General features: G+C 75.0%; 13 protein-coding genes. 7 read left to right on the forward strand and 6 right to left on the reverse strand.

Features of this window, described 5'->3' with window-relative positions; all coding sequences use genetic code 11:
* Window positions 1-18 precede the first annotated feature (18 nt).
* Both ASD33_RS29055 and ASD33_RS29060 read right to left on the reverse strand, forming a co-directional pair.
* Window positions 19-783: a glycerophosphodiester phosphodiesterase gene (locus ASD33_RS29055; RefSeq protein ID WP_056566998.1), complete on the reverse strand. Its 765-nt coding sequence runs from the start codon at window positions 781-783 to the stop codon at window positions 19-21.
* The gene (locus ASD33_RS29060) at window positions 780-1448 is read right to left on the reverse strand and encodes a membrane protein (RefSeq protein ID WP_056567001.1); all 669 of its coding nucleotides are present in this window, start codon (window positions 1446-1448) and stop codon (window positions 780-782) included. Before ASD33_RS29060 ends, ASD33_RS29055 begins: the two co-directional genes overlap by 4 nt.
* Before the next feature lie 103 nt (window positions 1449-1551).
* On the opposite strand from ASD33_RS29060, the gene ASD33_RS29065 reads away from it, so the two are divergent.
* Window positions 1552-3051 carry a PLP-dependent aminotransferase family protein gene (locus tag ASD33_RS29065; RefSeq protein ID WP_056567004.1) on the forward strand — a complete coding sequence of 500 codons (1500 nt, stop codon included), beginning with the start codon at window positions 1552-1554 and terminating at the stop codon, window positions 3049-3051.
* Between the two features lie 117 nt (window positions 3052-3168).
* On the opposite strand, the gene ASD33_RS29070 is transcribed toward ASD33_RS29065, so the two are convergent.
* Both ASD33_RS29070 and ASD33_RS29075 read right to left on the reverse strand, forming a co-directional pair.
* A complete protein-coding gene (locus tag ASD33_RS29070) occupies window positions 3169-4797 on the reverse strand; it encodes a hypothetical protein (protein WP_107103785.1) in 1629 nt (542 codons plus the stop codon).
* A gap of 37 nt (window positions 4798-4834) precedes the next feature.
* Window positions 4835-5029, reverse strand: a complete 195-nt coding sequence (locus ASD33_RS29075; RefSeq protein ID WP_015032212.1) for a hypothetical protein — start codon at window positions 5027-5029, stop codon at window positions 4835-4837.
* A gap of 307 nt (window positions 5030-5336) precedes the next feature.
* On the opposite strand from ASD33_RS29075, the gene ASD33_RS29080 reads away from it, so the two are divergent.
* The 6 genes from ASD33_RS29080 (at window position 5337) to ASD33_RS29105 (ending at window position 14787) form a co-directional block, all read left to right on the forward strand.
* Window positions 5337-5729 carry an ankyrin repeat domain-containing protein gene (locus tag ASD33_RS29080; RefSeq protein WP_056567007.1) on the forward strand — a complete coding sequence of 131 codons (393 nt, stop codon included), beginning with the start codon at window positions 5337-5339 and terminating at the stop codon, window positions 5727-5729.
* Window positions 5730-5985: 256 nt separating this feature from the next.
* Window positions 5986-7401 (forward strand): hypothetical protein, encoded by a 1416-nt coding sequence (locus ASD33_RS29085; RefSeq protein ID WP_056567010.1) that lies wholly within the window; start codon window positions 5986-5988, stop codon window positions 7399-7401.
* Window positions 7402-7692: 291 nt separating this feature from the next.
* The gene (locus ASD33_RS29090) at window positions 7693-8814 is read left to right on the forward strand and encodes a glycosyltransferase family 1 protein (protein WP_056567012.1); all 1122 of its coding nucleotides are present in this window, start codon (window positions 7693-7695) and stop codon (window positions 8812-8814) included.
* A gap of 158 nt (window positions 8815-8972) precedes the next feature.
* Window positions 8973-10151, forward strand: coding sequence for a glycosyltransferase (locus tag ASD33_RS29095; protein WP_107103786.1), 1179 nt, complete (start codon window positions 8973-8975; stop codon window positions 10149-10151).
* Window positions 10148-11143, forward strand: coding sequence for an SGNH/GDSL hydrolase family protein (locus tag ASD33_RS29100; protein ID WP_079045076.1), 996 nt, complete (start codon window positions 10148-10150; stop codon window positions 11141-11143). The genes ASD33_RS29095 and ASD33_RS29100 overlap by 4 nt, the downstream gene beginning before the upstream one ends.
* Window positions 11140-14787: a hydantoinase B/oxoprolinase family protein gene (locus ASD33_RS29105; protein ID WP_056567021.1), complete on the forward strand. Its 3648-nt coding sequence runs from the start codon at window positions 11140-11142 to the stop codon at window positions 14785-14787. Before ASD33_RS29100 ends, ASD33_RS29105 begins: the two co-directional genes overlap by 4 nt.
* Here ASD33_RS29105 and ASD33_RS29110 read toward each other — a convergent pair.
* Together ASD33_RS29110 and ASD33_RS29115 are read right to left on the reverse strand one after the other, a co-directional pair.
* Entirely contained in the window at window positions 14771-15634 is an 864-nt protein-coding gene (locus ASD33_RS29110; protein ID WP_056567025.1) for a biotin-dependent carboxyltransferase family protein, read from the reverse strand. The two genes, ASD33_RS29105 and ASD33_RS29110, sit on opposite strands and share 17 nt — an antisense overlap.
* Window positions 15631-16296, reverse strand: coding sequence for an allophanate hydrolase subunit 1 (locus ASD33_RS29115; RefSeq protein ID WP_056567188.1), 666 nt, complete (start codon window positions 16294-16296; stop codon window positions 15631-15633). Before ASD33_RS29115 ends, ASD33_RS29110 begins: the two co-directional genes overlap by 4 nt.
* Between the last annotated feature and the right edge of the window lie 5 nt (window positions 16297-16301).

Consider the following 16301-nt stretch of genomic DNA (forward strand, 5'->3'; position numbering starts at 1 on the left):
TGTCACCGGCACGCGCGCTCAGACCCACACACCCCGCTCGGTCAGCACCGAGCGCAGCGTCTCCAGTTGATCGGTCATGATGCCATCCACGCCCAGGTCGAGGAGAGAGTGCATACGGGCCGGATCGTTCACCGTCCACACGTGGACCTGGAGCCCGCGCGCGTGCGCCTCCCGGACGAACCGCCGGTCGACGACCGGGATCCCGCCCTGGCGCTCGGGCACCTGCGCCGCCACCGCTCCGGCCCGCAGCGCCGTGGGTACGCCGAGCGAACGCAGCCGCAGCCCGATCACCCCGCGCACCCCGTACGAGGTGGCGAGGCGGGGGCCGGCGAGGCGCTGCGCCCGGGCCACCCGGGCCTCGGTGAAGGAGCCCACGCAGACCCGGTCCCAGGCGCCGGCCCTCCGGATCAGGTCGATCAGCGGGAGCAGGGCCGACTCGGCCTTGAGGTCCACGTTCCAGCGGGCCTCGGGGAACTCCTCCAGGAGGTCCGCGAAGAGCGGCAGCGGTTCCTGGCCCGCCACGCGGGCCTCCCGTACCGCCGCCCAGGGCAGGTCGCGGATCCGGCCCGAGGCGTCCGTCACCCGGTCCAGGGTCGCGTCGTGGAAGGCCACGAGCGCCCCGTCCGAGGTCGTGTGCACATCGGTCTCGAAGTAGCGGTAGCCCGCGGCGGCGGCCCGGCGGAAGGCGGCCGCGGTGTTCTCCAGGCCGTTCGCCGTGCCGCCGCGGTGGGCGAACGGGAGGGGTGAGGGATGGTCGAGATAGGGGTGGCGTACGCGAGTCACGGCCGCAGTATGGCCTGTTCCGGTGTCCCGGGGGCGACGGTGGTGCTGCCGGAGTCCGGCTCGGGCACGGCGAACCAGCGCAGGAAGAACTGGGCGAGCGGCCCGATGGCCAGGGCGTACAGCACCGTGCCGACGCCGACGGAACCGCCGAGCAGGAAGCCGGTGGCGACCACCACCACCTCGATCGCCGTCCGCACCAGACGGATGGACCGGCCGGTGAGCCGGTGCAGCCCGGTCATGAGACCGTCGCGCGGCCCTGGGCCGAAGCGGGCCGCGATGTACAGGCCGGTCGCCACCCCGTTCAGGACGATCCCGGTGACGAGCAGCGGCACCTGCCCGAGCAGGCCGTGGACGTCCGGCACCAGGGCCAGGGTGCCGTCGATCGCCAGGCCGATCACGAACACGTTGGAGACGGTGCCGAGACCGGGCCGCTGCCGGATCGGGATCCACAGGAGCAGCACCACCGCGCCGACGATGATCGACACCACGCCGATCGTCAGCCCGGTCTTCTCGGCGAGACCCTGGTCGAGGACGCTCCAGGGCGAGAGACCGAGACCGCTGCGCACGAGCAGCGCCGCACTGGCCCCGTACAGCGTCAGTCCGACGTAGAGCTGGACGAGCCGGCGGCCGAGGTGCCGGCCGTGGAGGCCGGAGGCGATGGACAAGGGACTTTCCCCCAGGGTGGTGTCGGTGGACTGGCTCATGACACTCTGTGGCGGGGGAACGGGTGCCAACCATGGCCAATTCGCGGAAGGTGGACTGATTTCGATGGCCCAGTGGACTTCGGCGGTGGGGCCGGCTCAGCTCGCCCGGCAGCTTCAGGCGCAGCAGCCCAGGCCCGCCGGCCCCGGCGCCCGCAAGCCCCCCGCCTACCGGGCCCTCGCCGACGGCATCCGGCTGCTCGTCCTGGAGGGCCGGGTCCCGGTCGCCGCCCGGCTCCCCGCCGAGCGGGAACTCGCCGTCGCCCTCACCGTCAGCCGTACGACGGTGGCCGCCGCCTACGAGGCGCTCCGCGCCGAAGGCTTCCTGGAGTCACGGCGGGGCGCCGGAAGCTGGACCGCCGTACCGGCCGGGAACCCGCTCCCCGCGCGCGGACTCGAACCGCTGCCCCCGGAGGCGCTCGGTTCGATGATCGACCTGGGCTGCGCCGCCCTGCCCGCGCCCGAGCCCTGGCTCACCCGGGGTGTCCAGGGCGCCCTGGAGGAGCTGCCGCCCTACGCCCACACGCACGGGGACTACCCGGCGGGACTGCCCGCGCTCCGGCAGATGCTCGCCGACCGCTACACGGCGCGCGGCATCCCCACCATGCCCGAGCAGATCATGGTCACGACCGGGGCGATGGGTGCCATGGACGCCATCTGCCACCTCTTCGCCGGGCGCGGCGAGCGGATCGCCGTCGAGTCCCCCTCGTACGCCAACATCCTCCAGCTGATGCGGGAGGCCGGGGCCCGGCTCGTCCCCGTCGCCATGTCCGAGGGCCTCGGGAGCTGGGACCTGGGCCGCTGGCGCCAGGTGCTGCGGGACGCGGCACCCCGCCTCGCGTACGTGGTGGCCGACTTCCACAACCCGACGGGCGCGCTCGCGGACGAGGACCAGCGGCGGCAGCTGGTGGAGGCGGCCCGCTCGGCCGGGACGGTCCTCGTCGTCGACGAGACCATGACCGAGCTGCACCTCGACGACGACCTGGAGATGCCCCGCCCGGTCTGCGCCTTCGACCCGGCGGGCTCCACGGTCCTGACGGTCGGCTCGGCCAGCAAGGCCTTCTGGGCCGGCATGCGCATCGGCTGGGTCCGGGCGGCGCCCGACGTGATCCGTTCCCTGGTGGCCGCGCGCGCGTACGCGGACCTCGGCACCCCCGTCCTGGAACAGCTCGGCGTGAACTGGCTCATGCGGACGGGCGGCTGGGAGGAGGCGGTGGCCCTCCGCCGCGACCAGGCGAGGGAGAACCGGGACGCGCTTGTCGCGGCGGTGCGCAGGGAGCTGCCCGAGTGGGAGTTCGCGGTGCCGCGCGGCGGTCTCACCCTGTGGGTCCGTACCGGCGGCCTCTCCGGCTCCCGGCTGGCCGAAGCGGGGGAGCGGGTCGGCGTCCGCGTCCCCTCGGGCCCGCGCTTCGGCGTCGACGGAGCCTTCGAGGGCTTCGTCCGGCTGCCCTTCACGGTCGGTGGCCCGGTCGCCGACGAGGCCGCCGCCCGACTCGCGGCCGCGGCCCGGCTGGTCGAGTCGGGCGCGGGGGGCGGGACCGAACCGCCCAGGTCGTTCGTGGCGTAGGCGTTGGCCCAGGCGGGGCCGCGCAGGCGCCTCCACGCGTGCGCGTGGAGCGGTCCGCACGCGAAGAGGCCGGTACGGACCTGGGGTCCGTACCGGCCTCTTGGGGTTCTCCGGGGCTCAGCCCTCCGCCGGGACCGGCGTGTGGAGGGGCGCCGGGCCCGCCGGCTCCGGCTCGGTGCGCGGCGCCGGTGCCGGTTCGGCGGCCGAGACGGGGACGGTCTCGACCACCGCGGTGGTGGCCCCGCGCCGCTCCGGGAGCAGTGCGAGCACGGCCCTGCGGTGGCACTCGCTGGTCGCGTCGTCGTACGGGTCGGGCGTGGCCGGCACCTGGAGCCGCAGGACCGGGCCGTTGCCCAGGCGCGCGTACCCGCGGCCCGGCGGGACCTCGGGCGTCGGGGTGGTGTGCGGCCCGGCGCCCAGGACCGCCGCGATCTGCTCCGGCGCGGCCGGACCGAGCACGATCCGGGCCCTGGTGTGGGCGCGTACCGCCTCGCTCAGCGTGTCCGCGCTGTCGAACTGCTCGGCGACCACCACGGTGACCTGCGCGGCGCGCCCGTGCCGCAGCGGCACCTGGAGCAGCTCCTGCGGGTCGGGGCGGCCGTCGGCGGCGGCCAGGTGCCCCAGGACGCCCGGACGATCGAGGAGGATCCACAGCGGGCGCCGGGTGTCCTCGGGCACCGGGTGGCCGGCCTGCCGGGCGCGGTTGGCGGCGATCAGCCGGCGCTCGGTCTCGTGCGCCGCCCATTCCAGGGTGGTCAGGGCGCCGGAGAGGCCGCACTCGACGGCCAGGACGCCGTCCCGGCCGGTGAGGCAGGCGTACTCGCCCGTGCCGCCGCCCTCGACGATCAGGACGTCGCCGTGGGGGAGAGCCTGGAGCGCGATCGACCGCAGCAGGGAGGTGGTGCCGCTGCCCGGCTGTCCGACGGCGAGCAGATGCGGCTCGGTGGAGCGGGGACCGGTGCGCCAGACCACGGCCGGCGCGTCCTCCGTGCCGTCCGCCGCGACCACGGGCACGGTCCGCTGCACGGCGTCCGCGTCGGTGAAGCCGAGCACCGTCTCGCCCGGCACGGTCACGAAGCGCTGGGCGGCGATCGTGGTGGGCAGGGCGGGCAGCACGCTCATGACGAGCCGGTTGCCCTCCTCGTCCCAGTCGAAGCGGTACTCGCGGCCGCGCCCCGACTTCGCGTGGAGCAGCTGCTCGATGCGCGCGCGTGCGGCGGGCTCGCCGTCGGTGAAGTACGGGGGGTACGCGATCCTCAGCTGGGTGAGCCGTCCGTCCTCGTCGAAGGCGTACTCGCCGAAGGCACCGCTCCAGTCGCCGCCGTGGGCGAAGAGCGGGGTGGGGTCCTCCGCCACGGAGAAGTACGGGACGAGAGCCTCGTAGAGGCCCTTGAGCCGGGCGATCTCCGCGTCGTCGGGCCCGGTCTTCACGACCGGGCGCTCGCGTCCCTTCCACGCCGCCGCGCCCATGAGCGTGACGAGCGCGAGGAGCGGCCCGTACGGCACGAGGGCGATGACCAGGACGCAGGCCGCGACCAGGAGCAGCGTGGGACCACGCCGCTCCTTGGGGGTCGCGGCCCACTTGGCGCGCGCGGTCGCGGCCAGCTTCCGCAGACCGCGGGAGACCGTGATCAGCGGATGGAGCACGTCGGTGGCGCTGTCGGCGGCCGTACGCGCGATCTCTCGACTGCGAGCGATCTGTGCGCTGCCGCTGCTCAGAATGCGGGGGAGTGGTCGCCGGGCCACGAAGTACTCCTGAAGGGGTGGAAGGGACGGAAGGGCGTCAGAACTTGATCCCGCCCAGCAGGCCGGCGAGGCTCTGGCCGCCCGCCGTGATGCTCGGGGCGATGGCGGTACCCGCGAGGTAGAAGCCGAACAGCGCGCTGACGAGGGCGTGCGAGGCCTTCATCCCGTCCTTCTTGAAGAACAGGAAGCAGATGATGCCGAGCAGGACCACGCCTGAGATGGACAGGATCATTGGGGGTTCTCCTGGTTGAGGGGACAGTCACCATGAGTCCTTCCAAGTTCACCGCAAGTATCTATGTGACTAAAGGTTCATTAGAGTGAAAAACGGCCGATTTCACTTGACCGGCGGACATCGAACAGACCGCCGAGTGGCGAAATGCCCGGCGTGCGTTAGAGGAGGGTTCCGGGGGCGGACTGCCGTGATCTTTGCCTCGGTCGGGCGAGGTCATGTCACCGAACGGGCAGTACCCTGTCGATTCACTCGTACGGCGGCGCTCGCCGTGCGCGGCCCGACACAGTAGGAGAGGCGGTCCCATCCGATGAGCGAGACTCCGGACCCCGAGGTCATCGAGCTGGCGTCCAAGGTGTTCGACCTCGCCCGCACCGGGGACGCCGACGCGCTCGCCGCCTACGTCGACGCGGGCGTGCCCGCGAACCTCACCAACGACAAGGGCGACTCCCTCGTCATGCTCGCCGCCTACCACGGCCACGCCGCCGCGGTCTCCGCCCTCCTCGCGCGCGGCGCCGACGCCGACCGCGCCAACGACCGCGGGCAGACCCCGCTCGCCGGCGCCGTCTTCAAGGGCGAGGACGCCGTCGTCCGCGCTCTCCTCGCGGGAGGCGCAAATCCGGAAGCCGGGACTCCGTCCGCCGTGGACACCGCCCGGATGTTCGGCAAGACCGAACTCCTGGAGCTCTTCGGAGTCCGGTGAACGGACACTGAACCCCAGGTGAGAGCGGCGTCGTAAATGTGGTCGCGGTGGCGAAATGGGTGGGTCATCATGACGTCGGGCCCGGCAAAACGGGCCACCGACGAGAGGCTGAGGAAGATGGTCACTGGCAGGCGAAGCACGACGAGCGGCCCGACATGTTGCCGCACGGCCTAGGCGTACGGGCGATGTACCGCCCGACCCGGGTCATCCCGGTTTCCCCCGGTCGTGTCGACAGCTTGATGTGAGGCGTCTTCCCATGTTCGATCCAGTCATAGCGCCGAGCGGCACCCTGCTCGGCCTGCTGCAGCGGGGCCGCGGCGACGGCACCCTGCACGCACTCGCCGCGCCACGCGCCGAGGCCCTCGCGGCCCTGAACCACTGCGTTCTCGACGACCCCCGCCACGACTGGCAGGTCGAGAACCGCTCCCTGTACTACGCCCGTCTCTACCTGGACCTCCACGGCGGTCTCGACGAGATCGAGGCGCACCTGTTCGGTGCCGAGGACCACCTCGACACCGAGGAGTCCCGGACCGGGCTCGCGCTCTCCGTCCTCGGGCACCTCGCGTCCTACGGCCGCCAGGACGCCCTGCTTTTGCTCCGTCGCTACGCGGCGACCGGCACGAACTGGGCCTGGGCCCTCGACGAGCTGGCGCTCCGCGACGACGACGCCGGACTCCGCGCGCTCGCCCTGCCCGTACTGGCCCGCTTCCCGGCCGACGCCGAGGGCGACGCCGAACTGGCCGGCGTGGTGCGCGACGCCTACGAACCCCGCCCCTGGCGCCTGTGGGCCGACGACCGGCGCGACGCCGTCGGCGCCCGGGTCAGGGCCGCCCGTGAACAGGGCTCCTTCGACCGCTGGCAGCGCCAGATGCGCCCGGCCGGGCCCCGCCCGGGCTGGAGCGTCCGCGCCGTCCTCGACTGGGCGCAGGAGGGGTACGAACGCGGAGCCGTGCTGTACGGCCCCGCCGCCCGCTGCCTCACCGCCGTCGCGGGACCCGAGGACCGGCCCGAGCTCCTCGCCGCCGCCCGGCACGGCGCGGTGGGAGCCCGGGGCGCCGCCCTGCACCATCTCGCCGAGTCGCAGGACCCCGCCGTCCTCGACCTGGTCGAGGCCGCCGCCGACGGGGACTCCCGCGAGGTCGCGGAAGCCGCCGTCGCCGCGTACCGGCGGATGTGCGGACAGGACGCGGTGGCCCGCGCCCGCGCGTGGGTCCGCAGGACCGACGACCTCGGCGCCGCCGCCGCCGACGTGCTCGCCTGCCGCGGGACCGCCCAGGACTCCCCCTCCGTCCTCGGCGCCCTCCGCGACACCGTCCGCTCCCAGGGGCCCGACGCCCCCGTCCTCGCCGGTCTCGTCGACGGCGCGGGCCGCCTCGGCATCGCCTGCGCGGCGCCCGTGCTGCGCCACGTCTACCGCGAGACGGCCTCCTCCCAGCTCCGCGGGCGCGTGGCCCGCGCCCTCGCCAGCACCGACCCGACCTTCGCGACCGGCTTCGCCGTCGAATGCCTCTGGGACTGCGAGGAGACCACCCGCGAGGTGGCGGCCCAGCACGCCGAGACCGGGGACGTACGCGTCGCCGAACGATTGCGCCGCCTCGCCGCGGACCCGGCCGAGGAAGTCGAGGTCCAGACGGCGGTGCGCAACCGGATAGGGCCGGACCTCCAGGTCTGACCCGGTCACTCCCGTCACCCCGCTCCGGGGCGGCGCGGCCCCCGGCGGTGAACCCGCCGAGCGTGGGCCCCGTCCCGGAGCAGGGGGCGGGCGGGGGTGTCCCCGGGACCCCGAGGGTCCGGACCGTGCGGTCCGGGCCCTCGCCCGTATCCGGAACCGCCCCCGCCGCGTCGCCCCGGTGCCGCACCTCTCCGGCCCCGGACGGGCAGCGCGCGAAACGCTCATGGGACGTTCCCTCCCCGTCCAGATCGACGTTGTCGGGGACACGCCGGACGCGACGACAACACCCCTATGCGTGTCGTCATCGTCACCGAATCCTTCCCTCCCGACGTCAACGGTGTGGCGCACTGCGCCCTGCAGACCGCGCGCCACCTCGTCCGGCGGGGCCACACCCCGCTCGTCATCGCCCCCGCCGTCGCCGACCAGGCGGCCGACGCCGAAGCGCCGTGCGCCGTCGTCCGGGTGCCCTCCCTCCCCCTGCCCGGCTATCCGCAGGTCCGGGTCGCCCTGCCCAGCCGCCGGGTCGCCGCGGCCATCGCCGCCCACCGTGCCGACCTCGTCCACCTCGCGGGACCGTTCGTCCTCGGGGTGCGCGGGATGACGGCCGCCGCACGGCTCGGCATCCCCGCCGTCGCCGTCTACCAGACCGACCTTGCCGGATACGCCCGCACCTACGTGGGAACCGGTGAGAGCGCCGCATGGCGCCGGCTCCGCGCCGTGCACGGCGCCGCCGACCGGACCCTCGCCCCGTCCTCCGCGGCCGTCCGCGACCTGGAGGAGCACGGCATAGGGCGCATACGGCTCTGGGGGCGCGGGGTCGACACGACCCGCTTCCGGCCCGGGCTGCGCGACCACGCCCTGCGCCGGGAACTCGCCCCCGACGGGGAACTCCTCGTCGGCTACGTGGGCCGGCTCGCCCCCGAGAAGCGCGTGGACCTCCTCGCCGGAGCGGGAGCACTTCCCGGGACACGGCTGGTCGTCGTCGGGGACGGCCCGAGCGGACCGGCGCTGCGCGCCGCGCTGCCGGACGCCCGGTTCCTGGGCCGCCGGACCGGCGACGACCTCGCCCGGATCTTCGCCTCGCTCGACGTCTTCGCCCACACGGGTCCCTTCGAGACCTTCTGCCAGACCGTCCAGGAGGCCATGGCGAGCGGTATCCCGGTGATCGCCCCGGCGGCCGGCGGGCCGCTGGACCTCGTCGACCACGGGCGCACCGGACTCCTCGTGCCCCCGGGCGACCCGACCGCGCTGCGTACGGCGGTCGCCTCCCTCGCCGCCTCGCCGGAACTGCGCACGGCGTACGGCCTCGCGGGGCGGGCGGCCGTCGAGGGCCGCACCTGGGAGGCGCTCGGCGACGAGCTGATCGGCCACTACCTGGAGGTCCTGCGCGAGCGGACGGCGGTGGCGGCGTGAACGGCGGCAGCGGTGTGAACAGCGATGTCGGTGTGAACAGTGGCGGTCGTGTGAACAGTAACTGCGGTGTGAACAGCGACGGTGCTGTGAACGGGGGCGGCGCTGTGAACAGCGACGGTGCTGTGAACGGGGGCGGGGGTTCGCACGGTCACGAGGGCGTGCCCGACGGCCACGGCGGCGGGCTGCGGATCGTCCGGCTGGCGAACTTCGTGACGCCCACCTCCGGCGGCCTCCGGACCGCCCTCGACCAGCTCGGCCGCGGCTATCTGGCGGCCGGGCACGAGCCCGTCCTCGTCGTCCCCGGCGACGTCGCCAGTGACGTCCGTACCGAGCAGGGGCGGGTCATCACCCTGCCCGGCCCGGTGCTGCCCGGTACAGGTGGCTACCGGGTGCTCGCGGACCGGCGCCGGGTCCGCCGGCTCCTGGACGACCTCGCGCCCGACCGGATCGAGGTCTCGGACCGTACGACCCTGCGCTGGACGGGGGAGTGGGCGCGACGCGCGCGTGTGCCGTCGGTGATGGTCTCCCACGAGACGGCGGACGGGGTGCTGCGCACCTGGGGCGCCCCGCCGGCCCTCGCGGCCCGCGCCGCGGACCGGCTCAACCGGCGTACCGCCTGGGCGTTCGCCCGGATCGTCTGCACGACGGGATGGGCGGAACGGGAGTTCGTGCGGATCGGGGCCCGCAACGTCGTACGGGCCCCGCTCGGCGTGGACCTGGACCGCTGCCGGCCCGGCCGTCGCAGCACCGTCCTCCGGGCCCGGTACGCGGACGGGGAGCGGGTGCTGCTGTTGCTCTGCTCGCGCCTCTCCGTCGAGAAGCGGCCCGGCACGGCCCTGGACGCCCTCGCGGAGCTGCGGGAGGCGGGCGTGGCGGCGGCCCTGGTGGTCGCGGGCGACGGGCCGCTGCGGGGCGCCCTGGAGCGACGGGCGAGGGAACGGCGGCTTCCGGTGCGCTTCCTGGGGCACCTCGCCGACCGGGAGGCCCTGGCGGACCTCCAGGCAGCGGCCGACGTGTGCCTCGCCCCCGGACCGGCGGAGACGTTCGGCCTGTCCGCCCTCGAAGCCCTCGCCTGCGGGACCCCCGTCGTCGTCAGCGCCTCCTCCGCCCTCCCCGAGGTCGTCGGGACAGCCGGTGCCTCGGCCGTGGACACCCCGGGCGCCTTCGCCTCCGCCGCGCGCGGGCTGCTCGCCCTCCCGGAGCGCACCCGCCGCGAGGCGGCACGCGCGCGTGCCGAGGTGTTCACCTGGGACCGTGCCGTCGCCGCCTTCCTCCGCGCCCACGACGCCACCGCCCCGGCGACCGCGCCCCGCCTGTCCGAGGGGGTGCGCGGATGACACCGGACCAGGGGCCCGCCGCGGTCGCCGTGGCGCCGCCGCCCGCACCTTCCCCCTCGCCGGCTCTCGCGCCCCCGCCCGCGCGCGTACCTCCGTCCCGGCAGGTTCCCGGACCCGACGACGGCGCTTCCCACGCTGCCGTACCCGCTCCCGCCCGCCCCCTCCGGTTCGCCGTGCTCGGGGACTCGCTCAGCGAGGGCGTCGGGGACCGGGTGGACGGGGCCTGGCGGGGCTGGGCACCGCTCCTCGCCGACGGGCTCGCCGCCGACGGCCGGGAGACGGTCCTCCTGAACCTCGCCGTCAGCGGGGCCCTCTGCGGCGACGTCGCCGAACGCCAGGCGCCCCGCGCCCTCGCCTTCGGCCCGCACCTCGCCTCCGTCGTCGTCGGCGTCAACGACACCCTGCGCCACGGCTTCGACATCGGGACCGTCGCCCGCCACCTGAACCGGGTCTGCGCCGACCTGGACGCCGCCGGAGCCGTCCTCCTCACCGCGTGCCTGCCCGACCCCGGCCGGATGCTCGGTCTGCCGCCGCCGCTGGCCCGCCCGCTCGCCCGGCGCCAGCGCTCCGTGAACGCCGTCGTGCACGCCCTCTCCGTCCGGTACGGGGCCGTCCACCTGCATCTCGCCGACGAGGCCTGGACCCGGGACCGCGCCCTGTGGAGCGCCGACCGGCTCCACCCCGGCGAGCGCGGCCACCGGGCCGTCGCCGAGGGCTTCCACCGCCTCCTCGCGGAGCGGGGACTCGCCCACGGCGCACCCCCCGAGCGCGAGCCCGTCCAACCGCCCCCGACGCGCGCGGAGGCGGCGCTGTGGCTCGCCACCGCCGGCACCGGCTGGATCCTCCGGCGCAGCCGCGACCTGCTCCCGCAGCTCCTGCTGCTCGCCGCCGCCGAGCTGCGGCACTGGGCGGACGGCACCGGCACCGTCCCGCTCGACACCCGCGCCGAGAACGCCCTCGCCGCCGCGCTCGCGGCCACAATGGGGAGATGAACGGGCGCTGGGAGTTCTGGATCGACCGGGGCGGCACCTTCACCGACATCGTGGGAAGGCGGCCCGACGGGCGGCTCGTCACCCGCAAACTGCTCTCCCACGACCCGTCCCGCCGCGCCGACGCGGCCGTCGCCGGAATCCGTCTCCTCCTCGGCCTCGGGCCCGACGCCCCCGTCCCCGCCGACCGGATCGCCGTCGTCAAGATGGGCACCACCGTCGCCACCAACGCGCTCCTGGAGCGGCGCGGCGAGCCGACCCTCCTCCTCGTCACCGAGGGCTTCCGGGACGCCCTGCGCATCGCCTACCAGAACCGTCCCCGGCTCTTCGACCGGCACATCGTGCTCCCCGAAGCGGTCTACGCGCGCGTGGCCGAGGTACCCGAGCGCGTCGACGCCCGCGGGCGGGTCGTCCGGCCCCTGGACGAGCCCGCCGTCGCCGAGGCGCTGGCCGCCGCCCACCGCGACGGGCTCCGCTCCGCGGCCGTGGTCCTCCTGCACGGGTACCGCCACCCGGACCACGAGGCCAGGGTCGCGGCCCTCGCCGCCGCCGCGGGCTTCACCCAGGTCAGCAGCTCGCACGAGGTCAGCCCGCTCATCAAGCTCGTCCCGCGCGGGGACACCACCGTCGTCGACGCCTATCTGTCACCGATCCTGCGCCGCTACGTCGACGAGGTGGCCCGCGAACTCGCCGGGGTCCGACTCATGTTCATGCAGTCCAACGGCGGACTGCGGGAGGCCGCCCACTTCCGGGGCAAGGACGCCGTCCTGTCCGGTCCGGCCGGCGGTGTCGTGGGCATGGTGCGCACCTCCGCGCAGGCGGGGCACGACCGGGTCATCGGCTTCGACATGGGAGGCACCTCGACCGACGTGTCGCACTACGCCGGGGTCTTCGAGCGGGAACTCGGCACCCAGGTCGCCGGGGTGCGGATGCGGGCGCCGATGATGAGCATCCACACCGTCGCGGCGGGCGGCGGATCGGTCCTCCACTACGACGGGCGCCGCTACCGGGTGGGCCCCGACTCGGCGGGCGCCGTTCCCGGGCCCGCCTGTTACCGCCGGAGCGGACCGCTCACCGTCACCGACGCCAACGTCATGCTCGGCCGCGTCCAGCCCGCCCATTTCCCCGCCGTGTTCGGCGAGGACGGCGACTTGCCCCTGGACGCCGCCGTCGTACGGGAACGGTTCACGGCCCTCGCCGAGGAGGTCGGGGGCGACCGCACCCCCGAGGAGGTCGCCGCGGGGTTCCTGGAGATCGCCGTCCTCAACATGGCCAACGCTGTCAGGAAGATCTCCGTCCAGCGCGGACACGACGTCACCCGGTACGCCCTCACCAGCTTCGGCGGCGCCGGCGGGCAGCACGCCTGTGCCGTGGCCGACGCCCTGGGCGTCGACACCGTGCTCGTACCGCCGCTGGCCGGTGTCCTCTCCGCGTACGGCATCGGGCTCGCCGACGCCACCGCGATGCGGGAGCGGTCCGTCGAGGCCGAACTCGACGAGCCCGGCACCCACGCGCGCGTGACGGCCCTGTGCGAGGAACTCGCCGAGCGGACACGCGAGGAGCTGCGCGCCGACGGTCTGCCGGACCGGGCGATCACCACGCACGCGCGCGTACTCCTGCGTTACGCCGGAACGGACGCGAGCCTGCCGATCGACCTCGCTCCCACGAAACAACTGAAAACCGAGTTCACAGCCGCACATCGTGCGCGGTACGCGTTCACCCTGGACCGGCCGCTCGTCGTCGAGGCCGTCACCATGGAAGCCGTCGGCCGCGCCGGCCCGCACGGCCCCGTCCACATCGAGCCGACGGCACCGGACGGACGGCCGCCCTACGGCTCAGGACCGCCCCGCGGCCCACGACCGCCCCGCGCCACCGTCCGGATGCACAGTGCCGGCACGCCCCACGACGCCCCCCTCCACCGCCGGGACGACCTGCGGCCCGGTGACACCGTGGACGGGCCCGCCCTCCTCACCGAGGCCGACGCCACCACCGTCGTCGACAGCGGCTGGCGGGCCACCGCCAGCGACACCGGACACCTCCTCCTGCGCCGTGTCACCCCCCGCCCCGCGCGCGTCGCGGCCGGAACGGACGTGGACCCGGTCCTCCTTGAGGTCTTCAACAACCTCTTCATGGCCATCGCCGAGCAGATGGGCGTCCGCCTGGAGAACACCGCCCAGTCCGTCAACATCAAGGAACGCCTCGACTTCTCCTGCGCGCTCTTCGACGCCGAGGGCAACCTCATCGCCAACGCGCCCCACATCCCCGTCCACCTCGGCTCCATGGGCGAATCCATCAAGGAGGTACTGCGCCGGCGCGGCGCCGACCTGCGTCCCGGCGACGTCTACGCGATCAACGACCCCTACCACGGCGGCACCCATCTGCCCGATGTCACCGTCGTGACCCCGGTGTTCGACGACACCGGGGACGAACTCCGCTTCCTGGTCGCCTCACGCGGCCACCACGCCGAGATCGGCGGGATCACCCCCGGCTCCATGCCCGCCTTCAGCCGCACCGTCGACGAGGAAGGCGTCCTCTTCGACAACTGGCTCCTCGTACGGGACGGCCGACTGCGCGAGGCCGAGACCCGCGCCCTGCTCACCGGCGCCCGGCACCCCTCCCGCGCCCCCGACACGAACCTCGCCGACCTGCGCGCCCAGATCGCCGCCAACGAGAAGGGCATCGAGGAACTGCGCCGGACCGTGGACGAGTTCGGGCTCGACGTCGTCCGGGCCTACATGCGGCACGTCCGCGCCAACGCCGAGGAGTCCGTACGCCGGCTCGTCGCCCGCCTGGACGACGGCGCCTACCGCTACGAGACCGACGGCGGCGCGGTCGTCCGGGTCGCCGTCCGCGTCGACCGAGAACGGCGCTCCGCCGTCCTCGACTTCACCGGCACCTCGCCCCAGCTCCCCGGCAACGCCAACGCGCCCACGGCCGTCGTCACGGCCGCCGTCCTGTACGTCTTCCGCACCCTCGTCGACGAGGACATCCCGCTCAACAGCGGCTGCCTGGAACCGCTGGAGATCCGCGTCCCGCCCGGCTCCATGCTCGCGCCCGAGCACCCCGCCGCCACCGTCGCCGGGAACGTCGAGACCTCCCAGGCCGTCACCGGGGCCCTCTACGCCGCCCTCGGCGTCCAGGCCGAGGGCTCCGGCACCATGAACAACGTCACCTTCGGCAACGCGCGCGTGCAGTACTACGAGACCGTCGCCAGCGGCTCGGGCGCGGGGGACGGCTTCGACGGCGCCGACGCCGTCCAGACCCACATGACCAACTCCCGGCTCACCGACCCCGAGATCCTGGAATGGCGCCACCCGGTGCGGGTCGACTCCTTCGCGGTACGGGAGGACGGCGGCGGGCACGGGCGCTGGCACGGCGGACACGGGGTGGAGCGCCGCATCCGCTTCCTGGAACCCATGACCGTGGCCCTCCTCACCGGACACCGCAGGGTCCCCCCGTACGGCATGGCGGGCGGCGAACCCGGCGCCCTCGGCGAGAACCTGGTGGAACGCGCCGACGGCACGGTGGAACACCTCGGCGGCTCCGCCACCACCGAGGTGGGCCCCGACGACGTCCTCGTCCTGCGCACCCCCGGCGGCGGAGGCTACGGCCCGCCGACTCCGGAGGACGTCAGCGCACCGGAGTGAACCGGACCGGCGTCCCCGGCACCGCCTGCGCCACCGTCCCCAGATCGGATTCACGCACCACCCCGATCACCGGATAGCCGCCCGTCGTCGGATGGTCCGCGAGGAACACCAGCGGGCGCCCGTCCGGCGGCACCTGGACCGCGCCGAGGACCATGCCCTCGCTCGCCAGTTCTCCCGGAACGGCCCGCTCGAGGGCGGGTCCCTCAAGGCGCAGCCCGATGCGGTTGCTCGCCGGGGACACCCGGTACGCGCGCGTGGCGAAGGTGCGGAGCGCCGCGCCGGTGAACCAGTCGTCACGGGGCCCGAACCGCACCCGGAGGACGAGCGCGTCCGGCGGCCCCGGCCAGGGCGGCACGTCGACCGGCGGCGGCCCGGCAGGAACCGGCCCCAACGGCAGCACCGCCTCCGACACCAGCGGCGCCGGACCCAGGCCGGACAACAGGTCGGTGGAACGGCTGCCGAGCACCGGCTCGACGTCGATCCCCCCGCCGAACGCCACGTACGCGCGCAGGCCGCGTACCGCCGCGCCGATGTCCAGGACCGACCCGGCACCCACCCGGACCGAGGCGCCCCAGGCGGCCGGGCGCCCGTCGACCCGGACCGGACAGGGCGCCCCGCCCACCGCCACCGTCACCGCACAGCGCGGCCGCAGGGCACAGCCGTCGACCGTGGTCTCCAGGACGGCCGCCGTCCCGGGATTGCCGACCAGCCGGTTGACGAGCCGAACGGCCGCCGGGTCGAGGGCCCCGGAACGGGGCACGCCGAGGTGTGCGTACCCGCCGCGCCCCAGGTCCTGGACCGTGGTCAGCGCTCCGGCCCGCACGACGGCGACGGCCCGGTCGCTCATCGCCCGCCCTCCGCCCCGGAATCCGGGACAGGTCGCCCCCGCCCCGGGAGATCCGCGTCCGTGAACCGGACGCGGGTGCCGGGGGAGAGGAGCGCGGCCGGTTCCCGGCCGGTGTCCCACAGCACCGCGTCCGTGGTGCCGATCAGCTGCCAGCCACCGGGGGAGGAACGCGGGTACACGCCTGTGTACGGCCCCGCCAGAGCGACCGATCCGGCCGGGACCGCGGTGCGCGGAGTGGCCCGGCGCGGCACCTCGTACCGCGCGTCGAGGCCCGTCAGATAGCCGAAGCCCGGGGCGAAGCCACAGAAGGCGACGCGGAACTCGGCCGCCGTGTGGATGCGTACCGCCGCCTCGACGGACACCCCCCACCGCGCGGCCACCCCCGGCAGGTCCGGGCCGTCGTAGCGGACCGGTATCCCGACGGCCTCGCCCACGCGCGCGTGCGGCGGCCCCGGCTCCCAGCCGGCGATCTCCGCCGCGAGCCGTTCCGGGTCCGCCACCCCGTCGAGCAGGACCGTCCGCGCCGCCGGCACGATCTCCCGTACGGCGGGCAGGGTGCCGTCGGCCCGGCGCCGCAGCAGCTCGGCGTGGAACGCCTCCGCCTCCTCGCCACCGCTCAGCTCCACCAGCAGCGCCCGCTCGCCCACCCGCAGCACGCGCACGGCGG

It is taken from the genome of Streptomyces sp. Root1304 (assembly GCF_001426405.1).
GTDB lineage: Bacteria > Actinomycetota > Actinomycetes > Streptomycetales > Streptomycetaceae > Streptomyces.

Excerpts from the sequence above, each read along its gene's own strand:
- ASD33_RS29080 (WP_056567007.1), top strand. The coding sequence starts at position 5,337 with ATGAGCGAGACTCCGGACCCCGAGGTCATCGAGCTGGCGTCCAAGGTG.
- ASD33_RS29105 (WP_056567021.1), top strand. The coding sequence starts at position 11,140 with ATGAACGGGCGCTGGGAGTTCTGGATCGACCGGGGCGGCACCTTCACC.
- ASD33_RS29110 (WP_056567025.1), bottom strand. The coding sequence starts at position 15,634 with ATGAGCGACCGGGCCGTCGCCGTCGTGCGGGCCGGAGCGCTGACCACG.
- ASD33_RS29085 (WP_056567010.1), top strand. The coding sequence starts at position 5,986 with ATGTTCGATCCAGTCATAGCGCCGAGCGGCACCCTGCTCGGCCTGCTG.
- ASD33_RS29065 (WP_056567004.1), top strand. The coding sequence starts at position 1,552 with ATGGCCCAGTGGACTTCGGCGGTGGGGCCGGCTCAGCTCGCCCGGCAG.
- ASD33_RS29090 (WP_056567012.1), top strand. The coding sequence starts at position 7,693 with ATGCGTGTCGTCATCGTCACCGAATCCTTCCCTCCCGACGTCAACGGT.
- ASD33_RS29100 (WP_079045076.1), top strand. The coding sequence starts at position 10,148 with ATGACACCGGACCAGGGGCCCGCCGCGGTCGCCGTGGCGCCGCCGCCC.
- ASD33_RS29075 (WP_015032212.1), bottom strand. The coding sequence starts at position 5,029 with ATGATCCTGTCCATCTCAGGCGTGGTCCTGCTCGGCATCATCTGCTTC.